Below are 18,203 nucleotides of genomic sequence, written 5' to 3' on the forward strand. Positions count from 1 at the left end.
CGTGAGATCCAAACCCGTACTAACCGACGACGACGTCAAGGCGATGGCCGCCGCTGCCGAATCGCATGCACGCGAGCACAACTGGAACGTGACCATCGCCATCGTCGATGACGGCGGGCATTTGCTGCATTTGCATCGGCTGGATGGCGCGGGCGCGAGTACCGCTGAAATGGCGACGGGCAAGGCGCGTACCGCTGTGCTCGGCCGGCGTGAAACGAAGGTGTATGAAGACACCATCAAGCAGGGCCGCACGGCGTTTCTCAGCGCACCGCTGACCGCCATGCTCGAAGGCGGCGTGCCGATTTTCGTCGGCGCGGATATCGTCGGAGCGGTGGGCGTGTCGGGCGTGAAGTCGGAGCAGGATGCGCAGATCGCCAAGGCGGGGATTGCGGCGCTGGGTATCGAAAACGCTTAAAGCCGCAGCAAACAAAAGCGGCATGTTTTCATCGCGAAAACATGCCGTTCGATATCCAGGCAGGAACCAAAAAAAGCGGCTTCGCTTGCTATCGACGACTGGCTGGTGTTTGCACGAAGGGGTCTAAATTCTCGCGTGCAAGTCGTCCTCGCTGGCTAATGCCAAACACCTCTTGGTGAGGTGGTCCCCACAATACACGGTACTACTGCAATTCGTTTCTGCTCACTTCGTCAGCTCATTTGGTCAAAATCAGCTTTCCGAGACGCGTGGCGCGCAACTGGTAGGTCTCCCCGTTGTGCATGATGCTCACATGGCTGCGTCCTTGCAGCAGCGCGTCGCTTTTGAGCGAGCGCTCGCTGGAGGCATCGGCTGTCACGGTTGCCGTCGATGCGCGCACCGTTGTGATGGCGGCCGACTTAGGGCGGGTAATCGCTGCGTCCCGAGCAACCGGGCGGCGCAGCCTGAGCGTGGAGGTTCGCGTCGTATCGGTCATGTCGAAGAATGCGTTCGTTGATTCGATGGGCCTATAGTAAATGATAACTATTCCTATTTGCAACAACACCTTTCCGATCAACGCGCAACATCTGATAGCTAAATCCGATGCTGCGGCGAAGCATTCACTCCCCGCAGCGGTTTCTTCGATGCTCAGTGCAACCGGCCTTCGTTCTTGCGTCCGTGCGCGTACTGGCGAATGAGCCGCACCGTATCGATATCCGATTCGCGATACGCCGATTTCACGATTTCTGACGTCTGCAATTCATCCTGCGTCGGGTTCGGGTTATCGGGCAGGGTGGTGCTGTAGGTGAAGCGCAGGAAAAGTTGCAACGCATCGGGCTGTTCGATCGCCATCGTCAGCGAGCCGCCGACGTAGTCTGCGGTCGGCAAGATGTCGTATCGCACGCGATCGCCGGGCGTCAGCGTCACGCGATCCCGCACGACGGCTTGCCCGTAATGCAGCTCGCGCTCCATCACATCGCCGTCGCGCGAGAGGATGGTGCAGCTATCGAGACCGATCACGAACAACTGTGGCTGTTCAGCACGCAGCACGAGCCCTTCCCACAGTTGATCGCGCGTGAGCGAATCGACCAGCGGGTTGGTCGGATCGTTGATCTGGATGAGATGTTCGAAATTCAAGACTGCGGTTTCCTCTGTTCGTTTCGTTTAGCGATGTCACGACCGGACGCCGGCATCCACGCGCGAATCGATGCGAATCGTGCCCGACAAAATCTTGTGCACCGGGCACGCATTGGCGATTTGCAATAGCCGTTCCCGCTGCTCGTCGTCGAGCGGGCCGGTAAGCGTGATTTGCCGGTCGATGGCCGTACCTTCCGCGCCGGTCGTCATCGAAAGCAGCACGCCGACCGCTTCGAGCGGCCAGCCTTTGCGCTTCGCATACATCCGCAAGGTGATGTTCGTGCACGCGCCCAGACTCGACAGCAGCAGCGAGTTCGGCGTCGGTCCCGTGTCCGCGCCGCCGAGGCTCGCGGGTTCATCGGCAAGCCAGGTGTGCGTGCCGTCTTCGAGACGAACCTGAAAGTCGGCATTGACGCTGACGGCGGTGACGGACGTTCCGGACATGCGTGGCTCCAAAAAATTAAGGCGCGGCGGAACGGTCATTGTGACGCAATGCATCCGTTCCTGCCGCGCCGTTTCGCTTTATTTCGATTCGACCGCGTGTATGTGTGCCACGCTCAGTGCGTGATCGCGCCCATCCGTCCCGCTTGAAAATCGACCACGGCCTGACGAATTTCGTCTTCCGTGTTCATCACGAACGGGCCGTAGCGCACGACCGGCTCTTGCAGCGGCACGCCGCCGATCAGCAGGACTTCCACTGCTTCGTCGCCAGCGGCGAGCGTGATGGTATCGGCATCGTCCTTGAACAGCACCATTTGCTGCGCACGAACCGGCTGCGCGTGCGGACCATACAAACCAGTGCCCGATAACGCATACGCGAACACGCGATATTCCTTTGGCACGCGCGTCTCGACCTTTCCGCCCGGCTGCAACGAGAAATGCTGATACAGAATCGGCGTACGCGTTTCGATCGCGGCCTTCACGCCGAGCGCTTCGCCCGCGATCACTTTCACGCTGACCTTGCCGTCCTCGCTCGTCGCCACCGGAATGCCCGCCGACGGAATTTCCTGATAGCGCGGCGCGATCATCTTGTCGCGCTTCGGCAGATTTACCCAAAGCTGCAAACCATGCACGCGCCCGCCATTGCGGGTGAATTCCTCGCCCGGCATTTCGCTATGCACGACGCCCGCGCCTGCGGTCATCCATTGCACATCGCCGGGGCGCAGCGTGCCGGAATGGCCTGCCGAGTCCTTGTGGCCGAACTCGCCTTCGAGCATGTACGTCACCGTTTCGAAGCCGCGATGCGGGTGATCCGGCGCGCCTTTGGCTTCGCCGGGCGCGTAATCGATCGGTCCCATTTCATCGAGAAGCAGGAACGGATCGAAGTCCATCAGCATGCGAGTGGGAAATGGGCGATGCACGACGAAGCCGCCACCTTCGACGGTGCGGATCGCCGGAATGATGCTGGAAATAGAGCGGCTCATGGCAATGTTCTCTCGTCTGACAAATGTGTGCCCCGAAGGGGAATAGCGATAAATTTGAAACACAGAGCTATTATATGGGCCGGATTTGAGGCAAAAAGACGCCGCGGCGCAATGGATTGTCCCGCTGGCGTTAACAACCAATATCGAACACAAATAAGAACAAACCACGTCACCTACGAGCGCCCGATGAAAGCCGACTCGCACGACCTCAATGATCTGATGTACTTTTCGCACGTCGTCGAGCACGGCGGATTCTCGGCGGCAGAGCGCGTGCTGGGCATATCAAAGTCGCGGCTGTCGCGGCGCGTGTCGGAATTGGAGGCATCGCTGGGCGTGCGGCTGTTGCAGCGCTCCACGCGCAAGCTGGCGCTGACCGAAGCGGGGCAGTTGTTCTATCAGCACTGTCAGGCGATGCTCGCCGAAGCCCGCGCCGCCGTCGATGTGGTGCAAAGCCTGCGCGATTCGCCGCGCGGCACAGTGCGCGTGAGCGTGCCGGTGACCATCGCGCAGACGTTTCTGTCGATGGTCATGCCCGATTTCATGCATCGCTATCCTGAGGTGCGCGTGGTGCTGCGCGTGACCAATCGCGTGGTCGATCTGTTCGAAGACGCAATCGATGTCGCATTGCGCGTGCGCTCGGAACCGCCCGCAAATTCGAACATCGTCGCGCGCCCGCTGTGGCGCACCGAGCAGATGCTGGTCGCCGCGCCTTCGCTGCTCAAACCCAACGCGCCGCCGATGACGCCCGCCGAACTCGCGCAATACGACACCATCGACGTGCCGTCCGCCGATGGCCGCCATGTGTATCGACTGATCGCGCCGGATGGCACCAAGCACGAATTCGAGCACGAGCCGCGTCTGGTCACCGCCGATCTTTCCATGATCCGCGAGGCGGTGATGCGCGGCGTCGGTATCGCTGCGTTGCCGGAGATGATGTACGGCGCGCCGCTCAGAACCGGCCAGCTTTCGCCCGTGATGCCGGGCTGGACGTTTCCCGCGCCGCAGCTTTATGCGGTGTTTCTGTCGCGACAAGGCATGGTCCCTGCAGTGCGCGCCTTCGTCGATTTTCTTGTCGAGTCGATCGGCAACGGACAACACTTCCCAGGAGAATGTCCTGTTCACGAAAGGCCCGAACGTGAGATGGTTTCATCGCATTGAGTGGTGGCATTCGTTTATGCCATTGAAGCGCGCGTTTGCGATGGAGAGATTCAATCGCGCGAATCTTGAACGTAAAAATATGCGGCAGTAGACTGAAGCTCCTTTCGCTAAGGAGCTCCTATGCGGAAACTCACGGCTACTCTGATAGTTAGCCTGATAGGGTTGATCGCGCTGTCCGTATCGAGTACGGCTGTCGCATGTGGCGATAACTCGAGCTATAACTCATCTGGCTCGAGTCCGAAGTAATCGCCTCGCCCGAATGCGCCGAGTGCGCACGAAAAAAGGCCTTCATCTGACGACGAAGGCCTTTTACTTTTTGCGGCTTTAAAGCGACTTTTTGATGCGGATTACTTCGCAGCGCCGCCTTTGGGCTCGGTGACGAAACCGATCTTCGTCAAACCGCCTGCCTGCGCCGCCGACATCAGATCGGCGACCTTTTCATACGCGACCGTGCGATCTGCGCGCAGGTGAATCTCCGGCTGCGGATTCTGCTGCGACGCCTGCGCGATACGCGCGGCGAGCGCGGCTTCATCGACCGGTTGATCGTCCCAGACGGTGGTGCCGTCGGCCTTGATCGCGACATCGACATGCGCGGGTTTTTCGTCCTGCGGCGCGCTGCTCGCGTGCGGCAGATCGACCTTGACCGCGTGATGCATGGCCGGAATGGTCACGAGGAAAATGATGAGGAGAACGAGCATGACATCGACGAGCGGCGTCATGTTGATCTCGCTCATCATGCCGTCGTCTTCATCGCCGGCGAAAGGGCTCATGGCCATGGTGCGTGCCTCCTTCGCTTACGACGATGCAGACGCGCGCGTGGCGAGACGCAGGCTGTCGTTGCTGCCGTTCTTCGCGCGCTTGGCCGACGAATTGAGCTTCGCGCCCGTCACGAAGAACGCGTGCAGACCGTGCGCGAAGCGATTGAGCTTCGTGACGATGCTCTTGTTCGCGCGGGTGAGCGCGTTGTAGCCGAGCACGGCGGGAATCGCGACGAACAGACCGAACGCGGTCATGATCAGCGATTCACCAACCGGACCCGCGACCTGATCGATCGAGGTCTGACCCGTCGCGCCGATGGTCAGCAGCGCGTGATAAATCCCCCACACCGTACCGAACAGACCGACGAACGGCGAAGTCGAACCGATCGACGCCAGCACGGCGAGACCCGCCTGCATGCGTCCGATGCTTTCGTCCATCACGTCCTTCAGGCAGCGCGTGATCCAGTCGGACACGTCCATGCGGTCATGCAGATGCGGTTGCGTCTGCGTGTGATGCTCGGCCGCTTCCTGACCGGCCAGCGCCAGCGCGAGATACGGATTGTCCGCCGGGCTCGACGACTGCGCGCCGAGCTTCTTGATGCCGTCGTTGAAATCGTCGGAGTGCCAGAAAGCGAGTTCGGCGTTCTTGGTCAGACGCTTGAGGCGCACCACATTCCACGCCTTCACGACGATCACCGTCCACGAAAGCACCGACATGATGACCAGCGTGAGCGCGATGGCGCGCGTCACGAAGTCGCCTTGTGCCCAGACGTGGGCTATCCCGTAGTTCTGCATTTCTTATTTCCTTGTATCTAAAAAATTGGCGAAATCAATCCGATTCAATCCGATTCGATCAGTCGGTGAGATTGAAGACAAAAGGCTGGATCGCGGGCGCCGCGATGGCCACACCGTTCTGCTTGTATGGATTGCAGGCGCTGCTGCGCGCGGCGTCGAGCGCCGCATCGTCCAGGCGCGACGATCCGCTGCTCTTTTGCAGCGTGATGTTCTCGATCTTGCCCGTGACGCTGACCGTCCAGCGAACCACGGCGGTGCCGGTTTCGCCGCGTCGGCGGGACATCGCCGGGTATTCCGGCTGCGCGATGCTGCACGTGATGCTGGCGACGTTCTTCGGTGCCTGAATCTCCATCGTCGGCTTGCCGATGGCGGGCGCGGCGGGCGGCGGCGTCGGTTGAGCGGGCGCGGGCGGCGTCGGATCCGGCGCGGGCGCCGCGATCTGCGATGGCGCTTCGGTGACCGGCATCGGCGTGGGTTTCGGCTCGACCTTGGGCTTGATCTTCGGCTTTGGTATGGGCTTTTGAATCGGCTTGGGTTCAGGCTTGGGCGGCGGCGGAGACTCGACCGCGACCGGCTGCGCAGGCTGCGGCGATTCGCTGATGATCATCGCCGTGATCGGCTTGGCTTCGATCGGACGCGGCAGCGGTTTATCGCGCATGCTGAGCGCGAAACCGAAAAGCGCGATATGCAGCGCCAGCACGATCGCGCAGGCCGCGATTACGCGCGAATTGCCGTTCCTGGTCGGCGCGGCAGGAAAAGTAATGGAAGAGGTAGTCGGGGCCTGCATTCTTATTGGTTGCTTGTCGTGCGGGGGTTCTTGATAACGCTGCCATTCAGAAAAAACGAAAGCGCGGGCTTGGCGCGGAATTTACCGGACGACGTCATTTTCGGAAAATCAGCAGGGAGATAAACTAGGTAGTCACGAAACCGATCAGCAATTCCATCTTTCCCTCCAGGGGTAAAGGGGCTGCATGGCTGGCTAGTGACCGGGTGCTCGAGGGTAACCTGGCTTGCGGAAGGCAATCAAACGACCGGACGGCTCATGCCGTGGCGTCGGCGAAATACCGCGAATGGCACTGCAGAACAAAAACGTCAGGCTGCCTTGCGCTCGTAGAACGTCAGCGGCGCAACCGACACAGGTTGCTCGACGCCGCAGCGCGACGCGCACACGCCGCTTTGTTCCATGACATCGCGAACGCTTTCTTCACACTTGCCGCAGCACATGGCCACGCCAAGCTCGAATTGCAGTTCGTCGAAGGAGTTCATTCCTTCGGCGATGGCGGCCCGAATTTTTCGATCGGAAACAGATTTGCAGACACAGACAATCATGGTCGTTCGCGATAGCCTACGTTAATGCGAATTATTATCATTCAGTATGGAAGGCTTTGCAAGCGGAGGTCTGTGTTTTTTGTAACACATGCAGCACGTTAGCGAGCTTATTGCTAGCAAGCCAAGGCGGGCGGGGGAAAACGGCCGATCGTACGCTTTTAAACGCGCGAAAAACCCTCAGGCGATGTCGGGTTCCGCGAGGCGCGTACGGCGCGAGGGAATACTGACGTGCTCTACCGGCGCGTCGATTTGCAGGAGGGAAGCGGCGAGTTGCCGCTGGGATTCTCCGTCGGCGGTGGAGCAGAAACGCGGCACGTTGTCCGTGTCGGGCGATGCCGCGTGCTTCAGCGTATGCGCATCGAGCAGGCGATCGAGCTGTCGCGCAATGGCGACGCTCGTATCGATGATATGCAGCCGTTCGCCCGCAATCTCGCGGATCGCGCGATCCAGAAACGGGTAGTGCGTGCAGCCGAGCACGAGCGTGTCGGCGTGGGCATCGAGCATGGGCGCGAGGTAGCTTTCGAGCAGCGCCATGAGTTGCGGCGATGACGTATCGCAGCGCTCGACGGCCTGAACCAGACCGTGCCCCGGCTGAAGAATAAAGCGGCAATCGGCGGCGTAGCGATCCAGCAGCGACTGAAAACGCGCCGAGCGTAGCGTCACTTGCGTCGCCAGCACGCCGACCACGCGCGACTTCGAAACCGCCGTCGCCGGTTTGATGCCCGGTTCCACGCCAACCAGCGGAATCGGCAAGCGCTCACGCACCAACGCGATGGACTGCGCCGTTGCAGTATTGCACGCGACGACCAACGCCTTCGCGCCTTGCGCGACGAGCCATTCACCAATCGCCAGCGTCCGATCGACGATAAAGTCGTCGTCCTTTTCGCCATAAGGCGCGTGCAGGGAATCAGCGACGTAGATCAGACGTTCGTGCGGCAACACCGCGCGCACCGCGCGCAGCACCGACAAACCGCCCAGACCGGAATCGAAAATGCCGACCGGCGCGCTCGCATCAGCGTCAGCACGCGTGGTCGGATTCAACAGAGTTACAGCGGAAGCAGACATTTAAAGCAGAAGAATTACTCGCCTTCGCCCATCATAGTCTGTTGGTAGTTCTGGATGCCAACCTTCTTGATCAGGTCGAGTTGCGTTTCCAGCCAGTCGATATGCTCTTCGGTGTCGTCGAGGATTTTCTCGAAGATTTCGCGCGACACGTAATCACGCACCGACTCGCAATACGCGATAGCTTCCTTGCAGGTCGATTGGGAGATTTGCTCCAGCTTCAGATCGCAGCCGAGAATCTCTTCGGTTTCTTCACCGATCAGCAACTTGTGCAGGTCTTGCAGATTCGGCAGGCCGTCGAGCATGAACACGCGCTGAATAAGCCAGTCGGCGTGCTTCATTTCGCCGATGGACTCGTCGTATTCGTGCTTGCCGAGCTTTTCGAGGCCCCAGTGCTTGTACATCCGTGCGTGCAGGAAGTACTGATTGATCGCGGTCAGTTCGTTTTTCAACTGCGCGTTCAGATATTCGATGACTTTAGCGTCGCCTTGCATAATTGTTCCTTTTTTTGTGACCTAGGGCTGTTGCAAAGATAAACCTTGGACGTGACAAAGCCAAGGTTGAGAGAAAATTTTTCGCTTCGGATAAAACTGAGAATGAAAACCTTTCTCGACTGGCGTTCTTCAAAAGAAAAGAGCCGGGCGAATTGCCCGGCTCTCGTCAATGTATGGCGGCAATAAACCGCTTTCATTCAAGCATCAAACGGTTGCGACCGGAATCTTGCCGATCTTTGCCTGCCATTCCGCCGGGCCGGTCTTATGCACCGACGTGCCGCTCGAATCGACGGCGACGGTCACGGGCATATCCTGTACGTCGAACTCGTAAATGGCTTCCATGCCGAGATCTTCGAACGCGAGCACCTTCGCCTCGCGGATCGCCTTCGAAACGAGATACGCTGCGCCGCCGACGGCCATCAGATACGCCGCCTTGTGATTCTTGATCGCCTCGATGGCGACCGGGCCGCGTTCGGCCTTGCCGATCATCGAAATCAGGCCGGTTTGCGCGAGCATCATTTCGGTGAACTTGTCCATGCGCGTGGCCGTGGTCGGGCCTGCGGGACCGACGGCTTCATCGCGAACCGGATCGACCGGGCCGACGTAATAGATCACGCGGTTGGTGAAATCGACCGGCAGCTTTTCGCCCTTCGCCAGCATATCGGCAATGCGCTTGTGCGCGGCGTCGCGGCCCGTGAGCATCTTGCCCGACAAGAGCAGCGTCTGACCCGGCTTCCACGATGCGACTTCTTCCGGCGTCAGCGTGTTCAGATCGACGCGCTTGCTCTTTTCCGTGTCCGGTTCCCACTGCACCTTCGGCCATGCGTCGAGCGACGGCGCTTCGAGCTTGGCGACGCCAGTGCCGTCGAGCGTGAAGTGCGCGTGACGCGTCGCGGCGCAGTTCGGGATGATCGCAATTGGCTTCGATGCCGCGTGCGTCGGTGCGGCCATGATCTTCACGTCGAGCACGGTGGCCAGACCGCCAAGCCCTTGCGCGCCGATCCCGAGCGCATTCACTTTCTCGTGCAGCTCCACACGCAGTTCTTCGATCCAGTCCTGCGGGCCGCGCGCGATCACGTCCTGAATATCGATCGGGTCCATCAGCGATTCCTTCGCCATGACCATCGCCTTCTCAGCCGTTCCGCCGATACCGATGCCAAGCATGCCCGGCGGGCACCAGCCTGCGCCCATCGTCGGCACGGTCTTGAGAATCCAATCGACGATCGAATCGCTCGGATTGAGCATGGCGAACTTCGACTTGTTTTCCGAGCCGCCGCCTTTCGCCGCGACCTGAACATCGACCTTGTCGCCCGGCACGATTTCGTAGTGGATCACGGCCGGCGTGTTGTCCTTCGTGTTCTTGCGGCCACCTTCCGGCGGCGACACGATCGACGCGCGCAGCACGTTGTCCGGATTCAGATAACCACGGCGCACGCCTTCGTTGATCATGTCGGTGACGCTCATGGTGGCGCCGTCCCAGCGCACATCCATACCGACCTTCACGAACACCGTGACGATGCCCGTGTCCTGACAAATCGGGCGCTTGCCTTCGGCGCACATGCGGCTGTTGGTCAGAATCTGCGCGATGGCGTCTTTCGCGGCGGGACTCTCTTCGAGTTCGTACGCGCGGCCGAGCGCCTGAATGTAGTCGAGCGGATGGTAGTAGCTGATGTACTGGAGCGAATCCGCGATGCTCTGGATCAGATCTTCCTGCTTGATGACGGTCATGGCTGTATGTGCCTTGGGGACAGAATTTTTTATCTGAGCGTTCTGGGCGACGCTTCAGTCTTCAAACGTGCTTAAGTGAGCTTGCGAGCTTCAATCGAGCGCACTGCGCGGCGCGTCGAGAGTCTCACTATGAAAATGCCGTGGATGCGTATGCGTGGTCAGCTTATCGACATAAGCCATGATCAGCGCCGACAGCAGGAACGCGACATGAATAATGACTTGCCACAGCACGGTATGAAACGTGTGCTGATCCGGGTTGATAAACGTTTTCAGCAGATGGATCGACGAGATGCTGATAAGCGCCATCGACAATTTGACTTTGAGCACGCCCGCGTTGACGTGATCGAGCCATTCCGGTTCGTCCGGATGGCCTTCCACGCCGAGCCGCGACACAAACGTCTCATATCCGCCGACGATCACCATGATCAGCAGATTCGAGATCATGACCACGTCGATCAGGCCGAGCACGACGAGCATGATGTTGGTTTCGTCGAGCGTCATGGCATGCGTGACGAGATGCCAGACTTCCTTCAGAAACAGCACGACATACACGCCTTGCGCGACGATCAGCCCGAGATAGAGCGGCACTTGCAGCCATCGGCTCATAAAGATGAATCGCGGCAGCGCTTTCATCGGGCCGGACGGGGCGGGTGTGGGCGTGTGCTTGGGCGCGGACATGGGCGGCGTTGAGTGCGTGTCGGAACGGCTCTGATAATGACGGACCAATATGACGGCCGCAGCAAACATGCGCGGCCGCAAAAGAAGGCACTACGGGAAAGCCCGGTATTGTAACGTGTAGACACATCTGCCGGCCGAAAGCTTTCGGAAAGCGCTGAAGTTGGCGGCTGCCAATCAGTTCGATCAGAGTCCGCTTTCGCGCGATACCGTTTCCGCATCGCGCGCCTTCAGACTGGCGAGCGCGATGCCAACCACTACGCACGTCAGCGCAATGCCATGCGCAATCGTAGGCCGTTCGCCGAGAAACGCGATGCCGTACAACGCCGCCGCGATCGGCAACACGGCGCTGAACACACCGGCGAGACTGCCATCGACATGGCGGATGCCCTTCATCCACAGCCAGAACGAGAAGATGCTCGCCGATAGCCCGTACCAGATCACCAGCGCCCACGTGCTCCAGCTCACGCTATGCCACGCGAAGCCGACGAACGACGTCGCGCCGAGCGGCAGCATCAGCAATAAACCGATGGTATGCGTGTACGCGCAGATATCGATGGCGGGCAGCGTCTGCGTGAGCCGCCGCGACAAAATCACGTAAAGCGATTCGCAGCACACCGCGCCGAGCACCATCAGATTGCCGCTGAGCGAACCGGCGTCGCTGTCACCGCTTTGCGCGACGTTGATGACCAGCACGCCCGCAATCGCCAGCACGATCGACGCCCACGCGCGGCCGCCCGGTTTCTCCTTGAGAAAGATCCACGCGAACAGCGCGACCACCGCCGGAATCGTGCTCGTAATCACGCCCGCCGCGACCGCGCTCGTACGCGCGACGCCGTTGAGCATCAGCAAGGTAAAACCGAACGTGCCGAACAAGGCCTGCAAGAACAGATTGATCCACTCGCCGCGCGCCACGCGCTTCATCTTCGATAGTCGCAGCAGCGGCCACAACACCGCCAGCGCGATCACGAAGCGCAGGAGCGCGAACAAAGGCACCGGCACGGACGCGACAATCGATTTGCCGATACCGACATTGCTTCCGACCAGCAGCATGGCCGCGATAAGGAGAAAGGCGTAACGATTCAATCTGGATACCGCGCGGCGAGTTCAGTTACGATTAAGGGGGTCTTATTGTAGAAGCCGCGCCGACTCCGCGCTGACTCCGCGTATACCCCGTGCTTTTCAGGCGCGGCACGTAAGAAGCGGGTAAGTTGACCGGCTTATCGTGCAGTCAACGGAGACAGGGTTCGGCCAGGGAACGCATCGCGCTTTCCGGCTCTCGAACCTCATAACATGCGGCGCGCGTCCCTGCATGCGCGACGAGCGCCGCCGAATTTCGAATCACCATCAGAAGGGGTTGTCGATGTCTGCGATCGAATCGGTTCTTCATGAAAAACGCGTGTTCCCGCCGTCCGCGAAAGCCACGTCGGGCGCGGCTATTTCCGGCATGGATGCCTACCAGGCGCTGGCTGCGGAAGCCGAAAAAGATTACGAAGGTTTCTGGGCGCGTCTTGCGCGCGAGAATCTCGCCTGGCACAAGCCGTTCACCAAGGTGCTGGATGAATCGAACGCGCCGTTTTATACGTGGTTCGAGGACGGCGAACTCAATGCGTCGTATAACTGTCTGGATCGGCATGTGGAAGCCGGTCGCGGCAACGACAACGCCATCATCTTCGAAAGCGACGATGGCACCGTCACCAATGTCACGTACAGCGATCTGCTCGAGCGCGTCTGCCGTCTCGCCAATGCGCTGAAGAAGCGCGGCGTGGAGAAGGGCGACCGCGTGGTGATCTATCTGCCGATGTCGGTGGAAGGCGTGGTCGCGATGCAGGCGTGCGTGCGAATCGGTGCGACGCATTCGGTGGTGTTCGGCGGCTTCTCGTCGAAGTCGCTCAACGAACGTCTGGTCGATGTCGGCGCGGTTGCGCCCATCACCGCCGATGAGCAGATGCGCGGCGGCAAGGCGCTGCCCTTGAAAAGCATCGCCGATGAAGCGCTGGCGGCGGGCGGCTGCGACGCCGTGAAGAACGTCATCGTTTATAAGCGCACGGGCGGTAAGGTCGCGTGGACGGAAGGGCGCGACGAGTGGCTTCAGGAAATCGTCGAGAAAGAAGCGCCGACGTGCGAGCCGGAATGGGTGAGCGCGGAGCATCCGCTGTTCATTCTCTATACGTCCGGTTCGACGGGCAAGCCGAAGGGCGTGCAGCACAGCACGGCAGGCGTGTTGCTCTGGTCCGCGCAGACCATGAAGTGGACCTTCGACATGAAGCCGGGCGATGTCTTCTGGTGTACGGCGGATATCGGCTGGATTACGGGTCACAGCTACATTGCGTACGGGCCGCTGGCGATCGGCGCGACGCAGGTGATGTTCGAAGGCGTGCCGACTTATCCGCACGCGGGCCGCTTCTGGGAGATGATCGCGCGCCACAAGGTCACGATCTTCTACACCGCGCCGACCGCGATCCGCTCGCTTATCAAGGTATCCGAAGCGGATGAAAAGGTGCATCCGAAAAGCTATGACTTGTCGACGCTGCGCATTCTCGGCACGGTCGGCGAGCCGATCAATCCGGAAGCGTGGATGTGGTATCACGAGAACGTCGGTCGCGGCCAATGTCCGATTGTCGATACCTGGTGGCAGACCGAAACCGGCGGCCATATGATTACGCCGCTGCCGGGCGCGACGCCGCTGGTGCCGGGTTCGTGCACGCTGCCGCTGCCGGGCATCATGGCCGCCATCGTCGATGAAACCGGTCAGGACGTGCCGAACGGGCAGGGCGGCATTCTGGTCGTCAAGCGTCCGTGGCCGTCGATGTTGCGCAACGTCTGGGGCGATCCGAAGCGCTATCAGACCAGCTACTTCCCGGAAGAACTCGGCGGCAAGCTGTATCTCGCCGGCGATGGCGCGGTGCGCGACAAGGACACCGGCTACTTCACCATCATGGGCCGTATCGATGATGTGCTGAACGTCTCCGGTCACCGTCTCGGCACGATGGAAATCGAGTCGGCGCTGGTGGCGAATCCGATCGTCGCGGAAGCGGCCGTCGTAGGCCGTCCGGACGATACGACCGGTGAAGCCGTGGTCGCGTTCGTCGTGCTCAAGCGCGAGCGCCCGGAAGGCGATGAAGCGAAGCAGATCGCCAAGGAATTGCGCGACTGGGTCGGCAAGGAAATTGGTCCGATCGCCAAGCCGAAGGACATTCGTTTCGGCGAGAACTTGCCGAAGACGCGTTCGGGCAAGATCATGCGTCGCCTGTTGCGCTCGCTGGCGAAGGGCGAGGAGATCACGCAGGACGTGTCCACGCTTGAGAACCCCGCGATTCTCGATCAATTGGGCGAGGCGCGTTAATCGCTTTAATCGACCGCTGCTTCCGAGAAAGACGCAGCGGTCGATCCCGATTGCCCTTGCCACGCGGTTTTGTTAAAAAACCGCATGTCCGATTCGTCCAACGCCACCGTTCCCGCACCGCCGCCCGTATCGGCGGCGTTGGCGCGTGCGCATCGGATTTACTGGCGGTTCAATATTGTGCTGGTCGCGGTGCTGATGGCGATCGGCTTCATCGTCTCGTTTGGCGTGCCGTTGTTCGCGGGGCGCTTGCAGTCGGTGCGTGTCGGCGGCTTCCCGCTGCCGTTCTACTTCGGCGCACAAGGCGCGATCCTCGTCTATGTCGCGCTGATCGCCATCTATATCGTCCTGATGCAAGTCGCCGATGCGCGTCTTCTCCGCGCGGTCCGACAAGAGTCAAGCGACGCCGCATGAAGCTCACGAATCGGCTGATCGTCTCCTACGCGCTTTACACGCTCGGCTTCCTGCTGTTCATCTTTCTGATGGAGCGCATCGAGCGCACGACCGGACCGGGCACGTGGATCGGCTACGTGTTTCTGTTCGTACCGATCGCGGTGTATGCGGTGATCGGTCTGCTGTCGCGTACTTCCGATCTGGTCGAATACTACGTCGCGGGGCGGCGCGTGCCGTCCGCGTTCAACGGCATGGCGACGGCGGCGGACTGGCTGTCGGCGGCATCGTTCATCGGACTGGCGGGGTCGATCTACGCGAGCGGTTACGACGGCCTGGCCTATGTGATGGGCTGGACCGGCGGCTATTGCCTCGTCGCGTTCCTGCTTGCGCCGTACGTGCGCAAACTCGCGCGCTACACCATTCCCGACTTTCTCGGCACGCGCTACTCCAGCAATCTCGTGCGCGGACTCGCGGCTATCGCGGCGATTCTCTGTTCGTTCGTCTATCTGGTCGCGCAGATTCAGGGCATCGGATTGATCGCGTCGCGGTTTATCGGCATCGAATTTTCGATCGGGATTTTCTGCGGGCTGGCGGGCATTCTCGTGTGCTCGTTTCTCGGCGGCATGCGCGCGGTGGCGTGGACGCAGGTGGCGCAGTACATCATCCTGATCGCGGCGATGCTGATTCCCGTGTCGATGATCGCGCATCGCGAAGGGCTGGGCTGGCTGCCGCAATTGAACTATGGACGCGTGATGGAGCGCGTCGAGAAGCTGGAGCGTGAAGTCGCCGCATCGCCCGATGAAGCGCGCGCGCGTGCCGATTACGCGCGCCAGGCCTCGCAAATGCAGACGCGCATCGACGCCTTGCCGCAGTCTTTCTACGATGAACACGCGCGTTTGGTCGATGAAATCGCCGAACTGCGACGCCATAACGGCCCGCTGCGCGAGATCAACGAGCGCGAACGCGAACTCGCATCCTTCCCGCACGATCCCGCCGATGCGCAAGTCAAATGGTCCCGCGACCGCGATGCGTTGACCGATCGCGTCGATGCGCCCGTGCCCATGACCGAACCCTTCACCGACGACAACCCGCGCGCACACAAGCTCAACTTTCTGTCGTTGCTGCTGTGTCTGTCGATCGGCACCGCGAGCTTGCCGCACATTCTCACGCGCTATAACACGACGACGTCGGTGGCATCGGCGCGGCGCTCGGTCGGCTGGACGCTGTTTTTCGTCGCGCTGTTTTATCTGACGGTGCCGGTGCTGGCGGTGCTGATCAAGCACGAGATATTGAGTGGAATCGTCGGCCACCGATTCGCCGATCTGCCGCAATGGGTCACGCAATGGCGGCGCGTGGAACCGTACCTGATCCGCATCAGCGATATCAACGGCGACGGCATCGTGCGATGGGCGGGCATTCAGATGCAGCCGGATATGGTGGTGCTGGCCGCGCCGGAAATCGCCGGGCTGCCGTACGTGATCTCCGGGCTGATCGCGGCGGGCGCGCTGGCCGCCGCGCTTTCCACCGCGGATGGTCTGCTGCTGACCATCGCCAATGCGCTGTCGCACGACGTCTATTACTGCATGGTCGATCGCCGCGCGACCAGTCAGCGGCGCGTGACGATATCGAAGATTTTGCTGCTGGGCGTGGCGCTGCTGGCGTCGTATGTGGCGTCGCTGAATACGGGCAATATTCTGTTTCTGGTCGGCGCGGCGTTTTCGCTGGCGGCGTCGAGTCTGTTTCCGGCGCTGGTGTTGGGCGTGTTCTGGAAGCGCACCACGCAGCGCGGCGTGGTCGCTGGCATGATCGCGGGGCTGGCCGTGTGCGTGTATTACATCGTTTCGACCTATCCGTTCTTCGTGCAGTTGACGGGCTTCGCCGGGCCGCGCTGGTTCGGTATCGAGCCGATCAGTTCGGGTGTGTTCGGCGTGCCGGCGGGTTTCGCGGTGGCCATCGTCGTCAGTCTCTTCGATAAAAAGCCCGACGCGTACACGCGCGCACTGGTCGATTACATTCGTCACCCATAGGGGTGGCGGGCGTTCAGGAAATTGGTATAATCGCGGTCTTGCCGGAGAGATGGATGAGTGGTTTAAGTCGCACGCCTGGAAAGCGTGTATAGGGTAAAACCTATCGGGGGTTCGAATCCCCCTCTCTCCGCCAGCATTCAAAGCCCTTGAAATTATCAAGGGCTTTTTCTTTTCCCGCGTTTTTCGCCGTCACTTTTTCTGCGACACTAGGCTCGCCTTACCCGCCCGAAACGCGCAGAGCGTGATTCATCTGAACTCGGCGTATGTTGCGACGGCTCATTCCATCGAACTACTGACCTTCGCGCCTGATCGTTCCACTCGATGCAAAATTCCGTCAAAGTCTCTCGCAATTCGATTCGAACCAAAGACTCGCGAACGCGTCCCACGTTAAGCTGCACATCGCTCGATTTCGTATCCCGAATCCACGGGCGATTCGAAGCAGCATTCCGTAACTGACAAAGGACAGACACCATGAGCATCTTCGGCGATATCGTCAACAAGATCTTTCATCGGGCCAAGCCGGCCGAACAAGCACCGGCCGTCGAGCCGCAACCCGTTCCCGCGCCGGACGCAGCTGCTGCGGCCTCGCCCGCGCCCGCAGCACTGTCCGACGTCGATGTCGCAGCCGTGATGGATCAGCTCGCGAGCGAAAGCAGCCAGACGCTCAACTGGCGTGTTTCGATCGTCGATATGATGAAACTGCTCGGCGTCGACAGCAGCCTCGATCATCGCAAGCAACTGGCGACCGAGTTGAAGTACAGCGGCGATATGAACGATTCCGCATCGATGAACATCTGGTTGCACAAGCAACTGATGCAGGCGCTGGCGGCCAACGGCGGCAAGCTGCCGGCCGATCTGCTGTAACGAAGGCGCAGTCGGGCGATTGATTGATCGCGCCGCTGAAGCAAAAAGCAAAAAGCCCGTGGACTTCGGTTCACGGGCTTTTGTTTTGGCGGCAATAAAACCGCAATAAGCGGCAATCAGCGTCGTAAGAGTGATGGGACGACGTCATGATGAAGCCTCTAATAATGCCCGATGATTTCAGGCACATGGCAGGGCGGCTCAGCGTCGTCCCATCTCTTACGACATCGCTAAGAATAGTCGATCGGTATCAGAATGGAATCAGATAAATCGCGATCTATTCGTTTCGGCTCGCCGATTATTTCGATGGTTTCGACGACGTTCGCGGATGCGCGAATGCGGCGATCGGATCGTCATCGACATGCTGCGTTGCGGTGGCATGCCGCGCGCTCGTTTTTTTGCTCGTGGCAGCCGGATGTCCCGCGGCTTTGGCGATATCCGCGTTGCTCATCCACTGTTCCGAATAGGCGGCGAAAGCGGGCGCGATGATCGCGAGCAGAACGCAAAAGAGTGTGCTTCGAATCCACATGATATGAGCGGTCGGTAAACGAAAAACCCCGCGTGACGCGGGGCACAGGCATCTTGATCGAGGTTGGTATTTGAACCA

20 protein-coding genes and 1 tRNA gene are annotated in these 18,203 nt (G+C 60.3%); 7 read left to right on the top strand and 14 right to left on the bottom strand.

What is annotated here, in order from left to right; all coding sequences use genetic code 11:
- Nucleotide 1 precedes the first annotated feature (1 nt).
- Nucleotides 2–415 (top strand): heme-binding protein, encoded by a 414-nt coding sequence (locus P7F28_RS20410; RefSeq protein ID WP_277186403.1) that lies wholly within the window; start codon nucleotides 2–4, stop codon nucleotides 413–415.
- Between the two features lie 235 nt (nucleotides 416–650).
- Here P7F28_RS20410 and hemP read toward each other — a convergent pair whose 3' ends face one another.
- The 4 genes from hemP to P7F28_RS20430 form a co-directional block, all read right to left on the bottom strand.
- Complete coding sequence (gene hemP, locus P7F28_RS20415; RefSeq protein ID WP_277186404.1) at nucleotides 651–908, bottom strand: hemin uptake protein HemP; 258 nt, start codon at nucleotides 906–908, stop codon at nucleotides 651–653.
- Between the two features lie 152 nt (nucleotides 909–1,060).
- On the bottom strand, nucleotides 1,061–1,549 hold the full coding sequence (locus tag P7F28_RS20420; RefSeq protein ID WP_277186405.1) for an SRPBCC family protein: 489 nt from the start codon (nucleotides 1,547–1,549) through the stop codon (nucleotides 1,061–1,063).
- Between the two features lie 36 nt (nucleotides 1,550–1,585).
- The gene (locus P7F28_RS20425; protein WP_277186406.1) at nucleotides 1,586–1,993 is read right to left on the bottom strand and encodes an OsmC family protein; all 408 of its coding nucleotides are present in this window, start codon (nucleotides 1,991–1,993) and stop codon (nucleotides 1,586–1,588) included.
- Nucleotides 1,994–2,106: 113 nt separating this feature from the next.
- On the bottom strand, nucleotides 2,107–2,979 hold the full coding sequence (locus P7F28_RS20430; protein WP_277186438.1) for a pirin family protein: 873 nt from the start codon (nucleotides 2,977–2,979) through the stop codon (nucleotides 2,107–2,109).
- 180 nt (nucleotides 2,980–3,159) lie between these two features.
- Between P7F28_RS20430 and P7F28_RS20435 the strand changes: the two genes are divergently transcribed.
- A complete protein-coding gene (locus P7F28_RS20435; RefSeq protein WP_277186407.1) occupies nucleotides 3,160–4,131 on the top strand; it encodes a LysR family transcriptional regulator in 972 nt (323 codons plus the stop codon).
- Nucleotides 4,132–4,478: 347 nt separating this feature from the next.
- Here the strand turns inward: P7F28_RS20435 and P7F28_RS20440 are convergent, their stop codons facing one another.
- From P7F28_RS20440 to P7F28_RS20480, 9 genes are all read right to left on the bottom strand, one after another.
- Nucleotides 4,479–4,907 carry a biopolymer transporter ExbD gene (locus P7F28_RS20440; protein ID WP_277186408.1) on the bottom strand — a complete coding sequence of 143 codons (429 nt, stop codon included), beginning with the start codon at nucleotides 4,905–4,907 and terminating at the stop codon, nucleotides 4,479–4,481.
- Between the two features lie 18 nt (nucleotides 4,908–4,925).
- Nucleotides 4,926–5,684 (bottom strand): MotA/TolQ/ExbB proton channel family protein, encoded by a 759-nt coding sequence (locus P7F28_RS20445; protein WP_277186409.1) that lies wholly within the window; start codon nucleotides 5,682–5,684, stop codon nucleotides 4,926–4,928.
- Between the two features lie 58 nt (nucleotides 5,685–5,742).
- Nucleotides 5,743–6,471 carry an energy transducer TonB gene (locus tag P7F28_RS20450; protein WP_277186410.1) on the bottom strand — a complete coding sequence of 243 codons (729 nt, stop codon included), beginning with the start codon at nucleotides 6,469–6,471 and terminating at the stop codon, nucleotides 5,743–5,745.
- A gap of 305 nt (nucleotides 6,472–6,776) precedes the next feature.
- Nucleotides 6,777–7,013, bottom strand: coding sequence for a bacterioferritin-associated ferredoxin (locus P7F28_RS20455; protein ID WP_277186411.1), 237 nt, complete (start codon nucleotides 7,011–7,013; stop codon nucleotides 6,777–6,779).
- Nucleotides 7,014–7,190: 177 nt separating this feature from the next.
- Complete coding sequence (gene murI / locus P7F28_RS20460; RefSeq protein WP_277186412.1) at nucleotides 7,191–8,078, bottom strand: glutamate racemase; 888 nt, start codon at nucleotides 8,076–8,078, stop codon at nucleotides 7,191–7,193.
- Nucleotides 8,079–8,092: 14 nt separating this feature from the next.
- Complete coding sequence (gene bfr / locus P7F28_RS20465) at nucleotides 8,093–8,569, bottom strand: bacterioferritin (RefSeq protein WP_277186413.1); 477 nt, start codon at nucleotides 8,567–8,569, stop codon at nucleotides 8,093–8,095.
- A 204-nt stretch (nucleotides 8,570–8,773) separates the two neighbouring features.
- Nucleotides 8,774–10,297: a fumarate hydratase gene (locus P7F28_RS20470; protein WP_277186414.1), complete on the bottom strand. Its 1,524-nt coding sequence runs from the start codon at nucleotides 10,295–10,297 to the stop codon at nucleotides 8,774–8,776.
- Between the two features lie 90 nt (nucleotides 10,298–10,387).
- A complete protein-coding gene (locus P7F28_RS20475; RefSeq protein WP_277186415.1) occupies nucleotides 10,388–10,975 on the bottom strand; it encodes a TIGR00645 family protein in 588 nt (195 codons plus the stop codon).
- A 183-nt stretch (nucleotides 10,976–11,158) separates the two neighbouring features.
- Nucleotides 11,159–12,058: a DMT family transporter gene (locus tag P7F28_RS20480; protein WP_277186416.1), complete on the bottom strand. Its 900-nt coding sequence runs from the start codon at nucleotides 12,056–12,058 to the stop codon at nucleotides 11,159–11,161.
- 277 nt (nucleotides 12,059–12,335) lie between these two features.
- Here P7F28_RS20480 and acs point away from each other — a divergent pair, with 277 nt between their 5' ends.
- From acs to P7F28_RS20505, 5 genes are all read left to right on the top strand, one after another.
- A complete protein-coding gene (gene acs, locus P7F28_RS20485) occupies nucleotides 12,336–14,318 on the top strand; it encodes an acetate--CoA ligase (protein ID WP_277186417.1) in 1,983 nt (660 codons plus the stop codon).
- An 84-nt stretch (nucleotides 14,319–14,402) separates the two neighbouring features.
- Entirely contained in the window at nucleotides 14,403–14,729 is a 327-nt protein-coding gene (locus P7F28_RS20490; RefSeq protein WP_277186418.1) for a DUF4212 domain-containing protein, read from the top strand.
- The gene (locus P7F28_RS20495) at nucleotides 14,726–16,735 is read left to right on the top strand and encodes a sodium:solute symporter family protein (protein WP_277186419.1); all 2,010 of its coding nucleotides are present in this window, start codon (nucleotides 14,726–14,728) and stop codon (nucleotides 16,733–16,735) included. Before P7F28_RS20490 ends, P7F28_RS20495 begins: the two co-directional genes overlap by 4 nt.
- Before the next feature lie 43 nt (nucleotides 16,736–16,778).
- Nucleotides 16,779–16,868: transfer RNA gene (locus P7F28_RS20500), tRNA-Ser, on the top strand.
- 338 nt (nucleotides 16,869–17,206) lie between these two features.
- Nucleotides 17,207–17,599 (top strand): DUF3597 domain-containing protein, encoded by a 393-nt coding sequence (locus P7F28_RS20505; protein ID WP_277186420.1) that lies wholly within the window; start codon nucleotides 17,207–17,209, stop codon nucleotides 17,597–17,599.
- Nucleotides 17,600–17,894: 295 nt separating this feature from the next.
- Here P7F28_RS20505 and P7F28_RS20510 read toward each other — a convergent pair whose 3' ends face one another.
- Nucleotides 17,895–18,125 carry a hypothetical protein gene (locus tag P7F28_RS20510; protein ID WP_277186421.1) on the bottom strand — a complete coding sequence of 77 codons (231 nt, stop codon included), beginning with the start codon at nucleotides 18,123–18,125 and terminating at the stop codon, nucleotides 17,895–17,897.
- Nucleotides 18,126–18,203 lie beyond the last annotated feature (78 nt).

The organism is Caballeronia sp. BR00000012568055 (assembly GCF_029439455.1).
GTDB lineage: Bacteria > Pseudomonadota > Gammaproteobacteria > Burkholderiales > Burkholderiaceae > Caballeronia.